12 protein-coding genes, 1 pseudogene and 2 riboswitches are annotated in these 13,006 nt (G+C 67.0%); of the genes and pseudogenes, 9 read left to right on the top strand and 4 right to left on the bottom strand.

Annotated features, from left to right (window positions below):
- Nucleotides 1–1,468 (bottom strand): annotated as a pseudogene (locus FDW83_RS18720) (glycine dehydrogenase (aminomethyl-transferring)); the annotation flags it as partial.
- A gap of 158 nt (nt 1,469–1,626) precedes the next feature.
- Nucleotides 1,627–1,727, bottom strand: a riboswitch (glycine riboswitch).
- Nucleotides 1,728–1,997: 270 nt separating this feature from the next.
- Nucleotides 1,998–2,096: riboswitch (glycine riboswitch) on the top strand.
- Between the two features lie 154 nt (nt 2,097–2,250).
- On the opposite strand from FDW83_RS18720, the gene FDW83_RS18715 reads away from it, so the two are divergent.
- Nucleotides 2,251–3,801 (top strand): amino acid permease, encoded by a 1,551-nt coding sequence (locus FDW83_RS18715; RefSeq protein ID WP_138139575.1) that lies wholly within the window; start codon nt 2,251–2,253, stop codon nt 3,799–3,801.
- A 170-nt stretch (nt 3,802–3,971) separates the two neighbouring features.
- Nucleotides 3,972–4,781, top strand: coding sequence for a hypothetical protein (locus FDW83_RS18710; protein ID WP_138139574.1), 810 nt, complete (start codon nt 3,972–3,974; stop codon nt 4,779–4,781).
- Between the two features lie 9 nt (nt 4,782–4,790).
- Here the strand turns inward: FDW83_RS18710 and FDW83_RS18705 are convergent, their stop codons facing one another.
- The gene (locus tag FDW83_RS18705; RefSeq protein ID WP_138139573.1) at nt 4,791–6,143 is read right to left on the bottom strand and encodes a DUF445 domain-containing protein; all 1,353 of its coding nucleotides are present in this window, start codon (nt 6,141–6,143) and stop codon (nt 4,791–4,793) included.
- A gap of 49 nt (nt 6,144–6,192) precedes the next feature.
- On the opposite strand from FDW83_RS18705, the gene FDW83_RS18700 reads away from it, so the two are divergent.
- The 4 genes from FDW83_RS18700 (at nt 6,193) to FDW83_RS18685 (ending at nt 9,677) form a co-directional block, all read left to right on the top strand.
- Complete coding sequence (locus FDW83_RS18700) at nt 6,193–7,092, top strand: glycerophosphodiester phosphodiesterase family protein (RefSeq protein ID WP_138139572.1); 900 nt, start codon at nt 6,193–6,195, stop codon at nt 7,090–7,092.
- 18 nt (nt 7,093–7,110) lie between these two features.
- The gene (locus FDW83_RS18695; RefSeq protein ID WP_138139571.1) at nt 7,111–8,457 is read left to right on the top strand and encodes a CoA transferase; all 1,347 of its coding nucleotides are present in this window, start codon (nt 7,111–7,113) and stop codon (nt 8,455–8,457) included.
- A gap of 153 nt (nt 8,458–8,610) precedes the next feature.
- Nucleotides 8,611–9,369 carry an AzlC family ABC transporter permease gene (locus FDW83_RS18690; protein ID WP_138139570.1) on the top strand — a complete coding sequence of 253 codons (759 nt, stop codon included), beginning with the start codon at nt 8,611–8,613 and terminating at the stop codon, nt 9,367–9,369.
- Entirely contained in the window at nt 9,366–9,677 is a 312-nt protein-coding gene (locus FDW83_RS18685) for an AzlD domain-containing protein (RefSeq protein ID WP_138139569.1), read from the top strand. Before FDW83_RS18690 ends, FDW83_RS18685 begins: the two co-directional genes overlap by 4 nt.
- Nucleotides 9,678–10,108: 431 nt before the next feature.
- On the opposite strand, the gene FDW83_RS18675 is transcribed toward FDW83_RS18685, so the two are convergent.
- A complete protein-coding gene (locus tag FDW83_RS18675; RefSeq protein ID WP_240721059.1) occupies nt 10,109–10,267 on the bottom strand; it encodes a hypothetical protein in 159 nt (52 codons plus the stop codon).
- A 243-nt stretch (nt 10,268–10,510) separates the two neighbouring features.
- Nucleotides 10,511–11,176: a TetR/AcrR family transcriptional regulator gene (locus FDW83_RS18670; protein WP_138139567.1), complete on the bottom strand. Its 666-nt coding sequence runs from the start codon at nt 11,174–11,176 to the stop codon at nt 10,511–10,513.
- A 120-nt stretch (nt 11,177–11,296) separates the two neighbouring features.
- Between FDW83_RS18670 and FDW83_RS18665 the strand changes: the two genes are divergently transcribed.
- From FDW83_RS18665 to FDW83_RS18655, 3 genes are all read left to right on the top strand, one after another.
- Entirely contained in the window at nt 11,297–11,623 is a 327-nt protein-coding gene (locus tag FDW83_RS18665) for a thiamine-binding protein (RefSeq protein ID WP_138139577.1), read from the top strand.
- A gap of 69 nt (nt 11,624–11,692) precedes the next feature.
- A complete protein-coding gene (locus FDW83_RS18660; protein ID WP_138139566.1) occupies nt 11,693–12,370 on the top strand; it encodes an O-methyltransferase in 678 nt (225 codons plus the stop codon).
- Between the two features lie 112 nt (nt 12,371–12,482).
- Complete coding sequence (locus FDW83_RS18655; RefSeq protein ID WP_138139576.1) at nt 12,483–12,959, top strand: Dps family protein; 477 nt, start codon at nt 12,483–12,485, stop codon at nt 12,957–12,959.
- Nucleotides 12,960–13,006: the final 47 nt, after the last annotated feature.

Here is a 13,006-nt window from a genome sequence, read left to right as displayed (position 1 = left end):
AATCCCGATCAGACAGGCGACGGATGTACCGCAGCAGCTGCGTCTCGGACCGGTACGTGTTGAACACCGGATGCTCCAGATAGCCGGACGTGCGCAGCACGGATTCGGGCAGTTCGAACCCCTCCGCGTCCCTTACGGGGCCGGCGCCGAAGGCGACGGCCACGGCGGAAAGTGTTGCCGCCGTCGTCGTTTCATCGATGGAAACCCCCACCGTGTCCGCGTCGATGAACCGCAGGTTGATGCCGCGCGCTTCGGCGGCGGTAATTACCTTGCCGGCCTTGCCCGGGACACGCACCGTGAGGGTGTCGAAGAAGGAACCAGTCACCAGCTCGCGGCCGACGGCCGTGAGCGCGGTGGCCAGGACCCGGGCCCTGTGGTGGACGCCCTCGGCGATTGCCTTCAGCCCGTCCGGGCCGTGGTAGACCGCGTAGAAGGAGGACACGATGGCCAGCAGGGCCTGCGCGGTGCAAATGTTGGACGTGGCCTTCTCGCGGCGGATGTGCTGCTCACGCGTCTGCAGCGCCAGGCGGTAGGCGGGGGCGCCCGTGTTGTCCTTGGAGACGCCCACGATCCGGCCTGGCAGGGTGCGTTCCATGCCCTTTTGGACCGCCATGTAGGCGGCGTGCGGTCCGCCGAAGAACAGCGGGACGCCGAAGCGCTGGGTGGAGCCGACGGCGATGTCCGCACCCTGCTCGCCCGGCGGGGTGACCAGGGTGAGGGCCAGGAGGTCGGCCGCAACGGTGACCAGGGCGCCGTGTTCCTTGGCTTCCCTGATCACGGCGGACTGGTCCCACACATGCCCGGAAACGCCGGGCTGCTGGAGCACGATTCCGTTAATGGCGCCGTCAGGCAGGCCCCTGGAGAGATCGGCGACCTCCACCTCGAAGCCGAGTGCCTCGGCGCGGCCCTTCACGATGGCAATGGTCTGGGGGAGGCAGTCGGCGTCAAGGACGGTCTTGCCATCCTTGGTGGCTGCGTCCTTGTTGGCGCGGCGCATGAGCAGGACTGCCTCGGCCACGGCGGTGGCCTCGTCCAGCAGCGATGCGTTGGCGACGGGGAGGGCGGTGAGGTCCTGCACCATGGTCTGGAAGTTCAACAGCGCCTCCAGCCGGCCCTGGGAGATCTCCGGCTGGTAGGGCGTGTAGGCGGTATACCAGGCCGGGGACTCAAGGATGTTGCGGCGGATCACCGGCGGGGTCACAGTGTCGTAGTAGCCTTGGCCGATCATCTGGACGGCGGTCTTATTCTTGCCGGCGATGCGGCGCAGCTCTGCCAGGACCTCAACCTCGCTGAGGGCGTCCGGGAGCTTAAGCGCGGTTTCCTGGCGGATGGAGGCGGGCACGGCCATGTCAACGAGGCTGTCCACGCTGTCGTAACCGACGGCCTTGAGCATGGTGTCGACGTCGGCCTGCCGCCTTGCGCCGATATGGCGGTCAGCAAAGGCTGAGGGGTGGGATTGAATCGTCATGAGGAACTCCGGGTCTTGGCCGGCCGGAGGTGGCCGGTGTGGGATGGGTTCCTCCCCGCTCTGTATTGGACCTGAGAGATTCCGCGTAGCTGCTCATGGCAGGGGCCGCTTGCACCGTCGGTGAACCAGGCGCCGGCCCGGCTGCTTTCCAGAGTTGCCTCGCCGTGACGGTACATGGGCCTGAGAGATTCCTGGGGAGGATTTGCTCCTACGGCGCCTGCCCGGTGGTAATCCGGGAGGACTCTCCCGTCACAGCTCGAAAGGCTTATTCAGATATGGGTGATTCGGCTCACAAGCTACAGCATGGTGGATCCGGATGGCAAATCCGCGCTTCACCGAACCCGGGATTGTCCTTCCTGATGTGAGGGCCTGGTCCATTCGAAAGTTTGACACAGGACCGTGACGGGCACCACACTGATCCGGGGACCGGCGCCGGGCCGGGCTGGCTCCACCTAATTGGAGCAGCCCCTGCCGGCAGCGCGCCCCGAGAGGGCCGGAAATGCCCATCCCTTATAACCGAATACGCCTTTGACCTGCGGCGGGAGAGCCCTGCCCGGTACATTCGGCAGGCGCCGTAGGAGCAAACCCTCCCCAGGAAACTCTCAGGCACCTGTACCGCCGCAGAAAGGCAACTCTGGAAAGCAGCCAGGCGCGCCCTGGCTCACCGACGGTGCAAGCATGCCCTGGCCACTGGGCTGCGGAAACTCTCAGGTCCTGTACAGAGCGGGGAGGAACCGAATCCATGCGGCATCACCGGTGCTGCTTGAACAATGGAGTTCCTCATGACGATTAATCCCCAGGCGTCCCCCAACGGCCAACCTCCCGGCGGTACAACCCCGGGCAAAACCGCGCACAGCGAACCACCCCACCTTGAGCGCCAGCTCAGCAACCGGCACATCCAGCTCATCGCCATCGGCGGCGCTATCGGCACCGGCCTGTTCATGGGCTCCGGCAAGACCATCTCCGCCGCCGGCCCATCAGTGATCTTCGTGTACATGATCATCGGCTTCATGCTGTTCTTCGTCATGCGGGCCATGGGCGAACTGCTCCTGAGCAACCTGAACTACAAATCCTTCAGCGACTTCGCGGCCGATCTGCTAGGCCCGTGGGCAGGGTTCTTCACCGGGTGGACCTACTGGTTCTGCTGGGTCATCACCGGCATCGCGGACGTCATCGCCATCGCCGGCTACTCCAGCGAACTCTGGCCCGGCCTGCCGCTGTGGATCCCCGGCCTGGCCACCGTTGCCATCCTCCTCCTGCTGAACCTCGCCACCGTGAAGGCATTCGGCGAAACCGAGTTCTGGTTTGCCCTGATCAAGATCATCGCCATCGCGGCGCTGATTATCGTGGGCCTCTTCATGATCTTCACCGGGTTCCAAAGCGACGCCGGTGCGGCCAGCTTCACGAACCTGTACAGCCATGGCGGCTGGTTCCCCAACGAGTTCATGGGCTTCGTGGCCGGCTTCCAAATCGCGGTGTTCGCCTTTGTGGGAATCGAACTCGTGGGCACGACGGCAGCCGAGGCCAAGAACCCGGAGCGGAACCTGCCCAAGGCCATCAACGCCATCCCCGTGCGCGTGCTGCTGTTCTACGTCGGGGCCCTTGTCATCCTGATGTCCGTCACCCCCTGGACCCGGTTCGCCGCCGGCCACAGCCCGTTTATCGGCATGTTCTCCCTGGCCGGGCTGGGTGCCGCCGCCACCGTAGTCAACCTGGTGGTCCTCACCTCTGCCATGTCCTCTGCCAACTCGGGTATCTACTCCACGTCCCGGATGGTTTTCGGCCTGGCCCAGGAAGGCGACGCCCCCGGCGTATTCAGCCGACTGTCTTCGAGGAAGGTGCCCCGCAACGCCCTGTTCCTGTCCTGTGTGCTGCTGCTCTCCGGCGTCGTGCTGATGTACGCCGGCCAGGACGTCGGCAAGGCCTTCGAAATGGTCACCACCGTCTCCGCCGTCTGCTTCATCTTCGTCTGGTCCATCATCCTGGCCAGCTACATCTCCTTCCGGCGGCGCCGTCCGCAGCTGCACGCCGCCTCGAAGTTCAAGATGCCCGGCGGTATTCCCGCCGTGTGGGCCGTGTTCGGGTTCTTCGGCTTCGTCCTGTGGGCGCTGACCACCCAGCCAGACACGCTTGCCGCACTGCTGGTCACCCCTGCCTGGTTCCTCCTCCTGGGCGTGGCCTGGGCTGTCCTGCGCCGACGCCCCGCACACCTTGCCCGCTTCGAGGTCTTCCGGGCAGAGCTTCGTGCGGATGCCGCCGCAGCCGGCGGCAATAACGGCGCGCAAGACTCCGAAACCGCGGCACAGAAGGTCACTCCGGGCGCCCATTCCTAGGCCTGTCCGCGAACCAGTGCCGCGCAGGTGCTGGTTCGCGGACAGCGGTCCCCATCACTCCGCTGCGGCAGCGCCAGGTTCAAAAGTTAAGCCTGCTTAGTGTTGATCCACTTAGGATGGGAAAAGCACGGCAGCCAACCCGCTGCAGGTCGATTTGAATGAAGGTGACCATGGCCAAGCGCAGCAATCCCGCAGTACGAATCGCACAGGAAACCGCGCACAACGCGGTGTTCGACGCCGACGGCAAGCCCAAGCCCGGCGTGCATAACGCACTCCTGAAAGCGGTGGAGATCCAGCGCCCGCTGGTGCTTGCCTACATCCGCCGGCTGCAGAAAAAGAATCCCCGCGCCACCGCAGCGCAGCTGGCTGACATGCTGGAACGCGACTACCTGCGCGCCGTCACTGGCGGTGGGGCAGCGGTGGGGGCCACCGCCGTCGTACCCGGCGTGGGAACTGTGGCTTCGCTGGGACTCTCCGCGGCCGCCACTGTTGGTTTCCTGGAAGCCACAGCCCTTTACGCCAGTGCCATGGCTGAGCTCCACGGCATCCGCCTGACCAACCCGGAGAAGGCCAGCACCATGGTGATGGCCCTGATGCTCGGCGAGGAAGGCACCACCCTCCTGGGCACGCTGAGCGGCCAGGCGGCCGGCAACGGCGCCAGCCCCACCAAGGCCTGGGGCAGCATGCTGTCCAAGTCCCTGCCGATGCCGGGCTTCAGCTCAATCCGGAGCAGGATCCAGAAGGCATTCCTGAAGAATTTGCTCAAGCGCCAGGGCACCGCACTGTTCGGCCGGGCCCTGCCGTTCGGCATCGGTGCTGTGGTGGGCGGCGCCGGCAACCTCATGATGGGCCGGGCCGTGGTGGCCAACGCCAAGGAAGCCTTCGGTCCCATGCCGGAGACCATCCCGGGCGAGCTTACGGCTGCGGCCGGGGGCGACCGGCAGACGCTCGAGGGGAACGGGTCCGCGCCCCAGCGTTGACGGCGGCGCTCAGCCGAAGATCAGGTGGGCCACCGTAAAGATCGCCAGCCCCGCCAGTGATCCCACCACGGTGCCGTTGATCCGGATGAACTGCAGGTCCTTGCCCACCTGGAGCTCGATCTTCTGCGAGGTTTCCTCCGCGTCCCACAGGGCAACGGTATCCGTGATGACACCGGCAATGTCCGAGCGGTACGTGCGCACCAGGTAGCCGGCAGCGTCACCGATCCACGCATTCACCTTGCCCGCCAGCTCGGGATCGTTGACGAGCCGCGAGCCGAAGTCCCGGACGGCAGCCTTGAACTTGATGGTGAGTTCGCTGTCCGGATCGTCCACGGCGCCCAGCAGCGCGTTCTTCACCGTGCCCCAGGTGCGCGAGGCCAGTTCCCGGACCTCGGGGTCGCCCAGGACCTGGGCCTTGATGTCCTCGGCGCGGGCAATCATCGCGGGGTCGTGCTGCAGGTCCTGCGCAAGGTCGTTCAGGTACTTGTCGATCGACTGGCGCACCTGGTGGTTGGGGTCGGCCTGCACGGCGCGGACGAACTTCAGCATCTCCACGTACACCTTGTCGCCCACCAGCCCGTCCAAAAACTGCGGAACCCAGGTGGGGGAGCGGTCCGAGACCAGCCGGGAGACCGTCTCGTGGTTGTCATCCACCCAGTCGGCGGCCCGGTCCACCAGCAGGTCCACCAGCTTGTGGTGGTGCCCGTCGTGGAAGATCCGCTCCGCCATCCTGCCCACGGGAGGTCCCCACGGCGGAGTGAGGAGGTGCTTCCGCACCATGCCCTCGATCACTGCCTGGACGTCGTCGTCGTTCAGGACCTTGAACGTGCCGCGGATGAGTGCCGCGCCCTCCTTCGCCACCCGGTCGGCACCATGGGGAGTGGCCAACCACTGGCCCGCCCGGCGCGCGATGTTCACGCTCGCCAGCTTGTCCTGCACCACCTGCTCCGACAGGAAGTTGGTTTCCACGAACTCGCCCAGCGAGGCGCCAATCTGGTCCTTCCGGCGCGGAATGATCGCGGTGTGCGGAATCTTGATCCCCATGGGGTACTTGAACAGGGCGGTCACCGCAAACCAGTCGGCCAGCGCGCCCACCATGCCGCCCTCCGCCGCGGCCCGCACATACTGCAGCCACGGGTATTCCTCCTGCAGCGCAAAGGCGATGACAAAAATCACCGCCATGGCAACCAGCAGTGCCAGCGCCACAATCTTCATCCTCCGCAGCGCTGCCGCCTTTTCGGCGTCACCGGCACCGAACCGGCGGCCGACGACGGCGGCGGCACCTGCCTGTGCGTCCTTCGGCGCCGGACGTGCGGGCTGGGCCGGGGCTTCCCGGGTAGTTGGCTCAGAGTTCACCTGCATGTGCCAAGCCTAGCCCCGCAGCGGGGGCCGGGTCGGCTACCGTGTCTGCATGACAACTGAGGAGCCAATGCCGCAGCGGCCGTTGGTCTTTGCCCACCGGGGTGCCAGCGCCGCGTTCGCCGAACACACCCGGGCCGCCTACCTCCAGGCGCTCGCGGACGGTGCCGACGGCGTTGAATGCGACGTCCACCTCACCCGCGACCAGCACGTGGTCCTCCTGCACGACGCCAACCTGGACCGCACCTCGGACGGGACCGGGCCGGTGGCGGAACGGACCCTGCGCGAACTGAGGCACCTGGACTTCTCGTCCTGGAAGGGCGTGCGCATCCCGGAAATCTACGGTGCCCGCTCCGAACAGTTCCTGACCCTGCCCGAGCTCCTGGACATCCTCCGCGGCGCAGGGCGGCCGGTGAAGCTGGCCATCGAACTCAAGCACCCCAGCCCCTACCAGCTCAAACTGGAGGACAGGGTGCTCGACCTGCTGCGCCGGGAGGGGTGGGACCCGGCCGCTTCCACCGTGGACAATGTGGCAATCACGTTTATGAGCTTCAGCCCCGATTCTCTGCGCCACCTGCTGCAGTCCGTACCTGCCCGGTACATCTGCCAGCTGGTGGATGACATCAACGTCCACGAGATCCGGGGCGGCCTTGGCCTGGGACTGATTACCGGCGGCGCCATCGCCAACCTGATGAAGGCCACCCAGCTGGAGGCCGAGCGGATCCTGGACGCGCGCCTGGTATCCCTTGCAGGTCCCGGCATCGACTACGTCCGCGAGCATCCGGCTAGGGTGCAGCGCTGGCTCTATTCCGGGCGGCGCTTCCGGGTGTGGACGGTGGATTCCGCCGAGGATGTGACGCTCTGCCAGGAACTCGGCATCCACGAAATCACCACCAACGTGCCGGCCCGGGTCCTTGCCCAGCTCCAGCTGGCCTCGCCCCAGGGCCGCTAGCCGGGGAGCAGCCGCAAAATGGGCAGCCGGTCCGACGACGACGGTCCCCGCCGCTGGTGGGCCGGCCCCCTGGATGTGGAAGGGCTGGCGCTTGGCTCCGTCCGCACAGCGGCTGCGGCCCTGGAGCTGTACACCGGACTGCCCGGGAGCTTCACCACCAGTTCCGCCATGACGGCCGCAGCCTTCGACTCCTCCGGGCAGCTACGGATTGCCGGCCGGAAGCTGCAGGGATTCGCCCCGCTGTCCGGGTTCCGGCCGACGCGGGACGGCTGGATCCGGCTCCACGCCAACTACCCGCACCACGAGCGGCGCCTCCTGCAGGCGCTCAATGCCCGTTCACCCGACCAGGTGGAGCCGGCCCTCCGCACCATGACATCCCTGGAAGGCGAGGCTGCCATCCAGGCCCGGGGCGGAATAGCCGCAGCCGTTCGGACACGAGACCAATGGCTGGCCTCGGACATGGGGGCGGCTGCCCGTGAGGGACCGTGGATTGCGCTCACTCCTGCCGGCGGGAAGGAAATGGGGATCGGACTGGACGGGCAGGGCATCCCTGACCCGGAGGCACCGCTTCCTGGTGCCGCGGAAAACATCCGCCGACCGCTCGCCGGCGTGCGGGTCCTGGACCTGACAAGGGTCATCGCCGGTCCGGTCGCCACCAGGCTGCTCGCGGCACTCGGCGCCGACGTGCTGCGCATCGACCCGCCACAACTGCCCGAGCTGCCCGACCAGTTCGTTGACACCTGCTTTGGCAAGCGCAGTGCGGAGGCGGACCTGGGTATGCCGGACAACCAGCGCAGGCTGCAGGAACTCCTCAAAACCGCCGACGTGGTGGTAATTGGCTACCGGCACGGCTCCCTGGACCGGTTCGCGCTGGGTGCCGACGCCCTGCAGGCTTTCCGGCCCGGGCTGGCGGTGGTCACGCTGAACAGTTGGGGCGCCGCCGGGCCCTGGCGCGGCCTGCGCGGCTTCGACAGCATCGTGCAGGCTGCCGCGGGAATAGCGCATGCGTACGGCCGGGAAAGGGACGACGGCGGCTGGCAGCCAGGTGCCCTGCCCGTCCAGGCGCTGGACCACGCCACCGGGTACGGAGCCGCGGCCGCGGCCATCACCCTGCTGGCCGCCCGGCGTCGTACCGGCCGCGCCGGGGCAGGCCGGCTGTCCCTGGCAAGGACCGCAGAGGAGCTCTGCGCCCTGCCGGCGGTGCGGACGGAACCGCGGACGCTCCCTGCGCCCGCCTACCGGAGCATGCCCAGCACGTTTGGCGGGTTGCGCTACGTCCCGCCGCCCCTCGCCGCCGCGGGACAGCCGCTGGACTACAGCGGCCCGCCTCCGCCCTACGGCAGCTCCGGCCTGGCCTGGAGCTGACCTGCGGAGGGACAACCCAAGCGGTTTCAAACCCCGGCCGTCCCTGTGATTGAGTGGAGCCATGCTCTCTCCCAGGTCCGGCGGGCGTGCCCGGACTCCCTTCGCCGCAGCGCTGAATGCACCGCCGCCCGGGCCGGCCCCGGAGCGGCGGACGTGAAAGAGCTCCTCGCGTCACCGGCGGTGCGGGTGGGCCTTTCCATCAGCATCGCTACCGGCCTCTACGGCATATCCTTCGGGGCACTGTCGGTCACATCCGGGCTCGACTTCTGGCAGACCATGGCCCTCAGCCTGCTGCTGTTCAGCGGTGGTTCGCAGTTCGCGTTCATCGGAGTGGTGGGCGGCGGCGGGTCCGGCATTGCGGCCATGAGCGCCGCTACGCTGCTGGGCATGCGCAACGGCATCTACGGGATGCAGCTCAACGCGCTCCTGCGGCCCGAAGGCTGGCGCAAATACGTTGGGGCGCAGGTCACCATCGACGAATCCACGGCCACGAGCACCGGCCAAGCCGATCCCGACGAGCAGCGCCGTGGCTTCTGGGCCGCAGGCATCGGCATCTATGTGCTGTGGAACCTGTTCACCGCGGTTGGCGCGCTGGCCGGCAGCGGGCTGGGCGACCCGAAACAGTGGGGCTTGGACGGCGCGGCCGTGGCGGCGTTCCTCGCATTGCTCTGGCCGCGGCTCAAGGGCCGCGAACCCATCGCCATTGCCGTGGTATGCGCTGTAGCCACGGTGCTGGCCGTGCCGTTCGTACCTGCCGGCGTGCCCATCCTGGTGGCCGCAGTGGTGGCCGCACTGATTGGCTGGTTCAGCCACGGCCGCAGCGACGAAGGGCTCGAACCCGATGTGGAGCCGTACCGGGAGCATCATGGCCACCGGCGCCACGACAGCCCTGTATCAGGAGTGGACACGTGAGCCTTTGGTTCTGGCTGCTGCTCGCGTGCGTGCTGGCATATGCCTGGAAACTGGTGGGCTACCTTGTGCCGGCCCGGCTCCTGGAGGACCCGCGGATATCCCGCATCGCCGGCACCATGACCATCGGACTGCTCGCGTCCCTGACCGTGGTCAACGCCGCCGCGTCCGGCCAGGCGCTCGCCGCCGATGCCCGCCTTGGCGCCCTGGCGGCTGCCGCCGTCGCACTGGTTCTCCGGGCCCCGTTCCTGGTGGTGGTGCTTGCCGGCGCCGGCACTGCCGCTCTGCTTCGCGTCATGGGCTGGAACTGACAGCAGGCGTGAGGCCGGTCACGCAGGATCTGCATAGCCGGCGGTACTATGGGAGCGGCTATGCAGTTGGCCGTGGAATCTGCTGTGAACGGCGACCATGGATCATCAGCTGCATGCTGCGGGAGAAAGAGCCGGCCGGCCCCGAAAGGACGTCCGACGGCCGGCAGGGCTTCCCGCAAAACGTTTCTACACCCGCTACCCAAGCCTGTCCGACGTCCCGCCTGAGGACCTGGAGTCGCTGTCCCGCAGCCTGCGGCAAGGGCTTGAGGTGGATCCGTTATCGCCCGTTCCGGCCCTTCAAGCCCTGGTCATGCTGGAGATTCGGAGGAGGCGGGACGCGGCCAACTGAGCCGCAAAATGGGTGCAGCGTCCAGCCCCTGCCGGCTGGAAGGCCGCGCCGCGGGTACGGCCTCAGGAGGGTTGGGCCTGTTTCAGGCCACTCCATGGGCGGCGCCATCCGGCGATACGGCCCTGCGGCAGCTCTCTTCAACAGCGAGTTCGTACCAGGCCTGTGCACCGAATTCAGGCTCGGGCGTGTCAAGGTTCTGGTACAGGGCGTCCAGCAGGTCTGCCAGCGCGCCGGCGGTCAACGTGGGGAGGATTTCTTCCGGATCACGTGGATCTCTGAGGAAGTGCAAGAGCTTTGAACTGTTCATCGCGCTGCCGCCGTTGCGTGCCGAAACTGCAGGAACTGCGTCATGGGGGCGCTCCATATCCACTGTACAGAGGCTGGCTGCGTAACCCTCTTGAAGTGTATTGCACCAGGCTCGGCGCCCACAATGGTCCCATCCGGGTGCGGGCCCGGGCAGGGGCGGTCCGGGAACCGCGGAAAACTACCCCGGTTGGGGTTCCGCCCCGGCCTGGGCCAGGGGCTGGGCGCCCATACCCGATGCCGAAGGCACCGGCACATGGGCGGGCAGGGGCCGCTCGGGCCGCTTGCTGCGGATTGCGTCTTCAACCAGGGCCAGCGGCCGCCGCCAGGCATCAGAACCCGGCTCCATGGTGTCCACCACGCTGATGAGCATGGCGAGCAGGCGGAACATGTCCGTCATCGAAATGTCGGCGCGCAGGCTTCCCTGTCCCTGGCCGCGCACCAGGAGCACGCTGATGGACTCCATCAGGGAACCCGTAATGCCGGTCAGCAGCTCGCGCCGTCCGGCCACGGCGCCCAGCAGGTTGGCGTCCGCGCTCGAAGCGGCCATAAGGGACTCCAGGACGCGGAACAACCCCTCGGCGGCGTCCATGCCGGCCAGTGCGTCGTCAACCACCGGGTCAACGGTGAGCCGGAGCTGGCGGTTCAGCGCGGCGAGAACCAGTTCCTCCTTGTCAGCAAAGTTCCGGAAGAGGGTGGCAGGGCCAACCCCTGCCGTGGCCGCGATGGTCTGCAGGGGCACATCCGGCCCGAACTCGCGGAAGCACTGGCGCGCCGCCGTGATGATCTTGTCCACATTCCTCGCGGCATCGGCGCGGAGGGGTTTGCGGGCGACTGCGAGGCTCATGCCAAATAGGCTAGCAACGCTGCTGCGGGCGATCACCGTTACTGAAGGGTAGGCGCTTATATGACAGCCAAGCCCTCCCGCCGGCGCCGTGCCGGCAGCGCGGCGTGGCAGACTGGCTGCATGCTCCTTGCTTTTTCTGTCTCTCCATCAGGTACGCCAGCCGAAGGCTCCCGGCCCGGCGACGCTTCCGTGCATGACGCCGTTGCCGCCGCCGTCAAGATCGTCCGCGAGTCCGGCCTCCCCAACCAGACCGACTCGATGTTCACCACCATCGAAGGCGAATGGGACGAGGTGTTCGACGTCGTCAAACGCGCCACCGAGGCGGTGGGGCGCTACGGCAGCCGGGTCTCGCTGGTGATCAAGGCCGATATCAGGCCCGGCTACAGCGGCGAGCTCACCGCCAAGGTTGAACGCCTTGAGGAAGCACTCGCGGACGGATCCGAGTAGCTCTCCCGGAACCCCGCGGTCCTGCAAAAGTCTCTGGACCCACACCCCGGCCCGTGCCAGACTGTGGCAATGTTGGAGCACAAACCCCGGCCGGAATGGACCGCCACCGAAGAGTTCCTCTCGCGCGTGGTTGTGCATCCGGATCCTGCGATGGAGCAGGCGATCCGATCCGCTGCGGAGGCGGGAATGCCTGCCATCGAAGTGGCACCTAATGCAGGAAAGCTCCTGAAGCTCCTGGTCCAGTTGTCCGGTGCCCGCCGAGTCCTGGAAATCGGCACGCTCGCCGGCTTTAGCACCATCTGGATCGGGCGCGGCCTTCCCGACGACGGCACGGTGGTTACGTGCGAATACCTCCCCAAGCACGCGGAGGTCGCATGGGCGAACATCGACTTCGCGGGCCTGGGCGAAAAGGTGGAGATCCGGCTCGGTCCCGCCCTCGACACGCTGGCTGCGCTGGAGGAGGAGGGCAGGGAGCCCTTCGACTTCATCTTCATCGACGCAGACAAAGAGAACAACAGCCGCTACCTGGACTGGGCCGTAAGGCTCGGCAGGCCAGGCGCTACAGTGGTGCTGGACAACACCGTCTGGGAAGGCGCTGTCCTGAACCCGGACCTGGACCCCGTCAATGCCCGCGGTATCGTGGACGCCCTGAAAATGCTGGGGGAGCACCCGCGGCTGGACGCCACCGTCATACAGACCGTGGGCTCCAAGGGCTGGGACGGGTTTGCCCTGGCCAGGATCACCTAAAGGGCAGGCGCGGCGGCAGCATCACCTCCAACTTGGTTGCAGCCCGATAGTAAGTATGCTTAGAAATAAGTGGCCGCGATGGCAGCCGGCCGGGCCGCAAAGGAGGAACATGATGAAAGCGTCACCCACCCTTGCCAGCAACTTGCAGATGGTGCTCACCGATCTTATCGAGCTGCACCTGCAAGGAAAGCAGGCGCACTGGAACCTTGTCGGCACGAACTTCCGCGACCTGCACCTGCAACTCGACGAGATCATTGCGGCGGCGAGGCTCTTCGCGGACCAGGCCGCCGAACGGATGCGTGCCCTGCACGCACTGCCCGACGGGCGCAGCAGCACTGTCTCGAGCGGCAACCGGCTCGACGAATTCCCTGAGGGCCTGACGTCCACCGAGGACACGGTCAAGCTGATCACCGCGCGGCTGGAGCGCACGGTGCAGACGATGCGGGACGTCCATGACGAGGTTGACGAGGAAGACCCCACCAGCGCCGACCTGCTGCACGCCGCCATCGAGCGCCTCGAGCAGCTTGCATGGATGGTGAATGCGGAAACCATGTCTCCCACCGTCGCGGTGACTGAACCGTCGTCGTGACCGTTTCTGCCGCAACCTGCCGGCACGCAAAAGGGCTGCTGCGGTAA

The organism is Pseudarthrobacter sp. NamE2, from assembly GCF_005796205.1.
Classification (GTDB): Bacteria; Actinomycetota; Actinomycetes; order Actinomycetales; family Micrococcaceae; genus Arthrobacter.
Note: the sequence above shows the minus strand (reverse complement) of the source record. Positions and strands in the feature narration are given on the sequence as shown.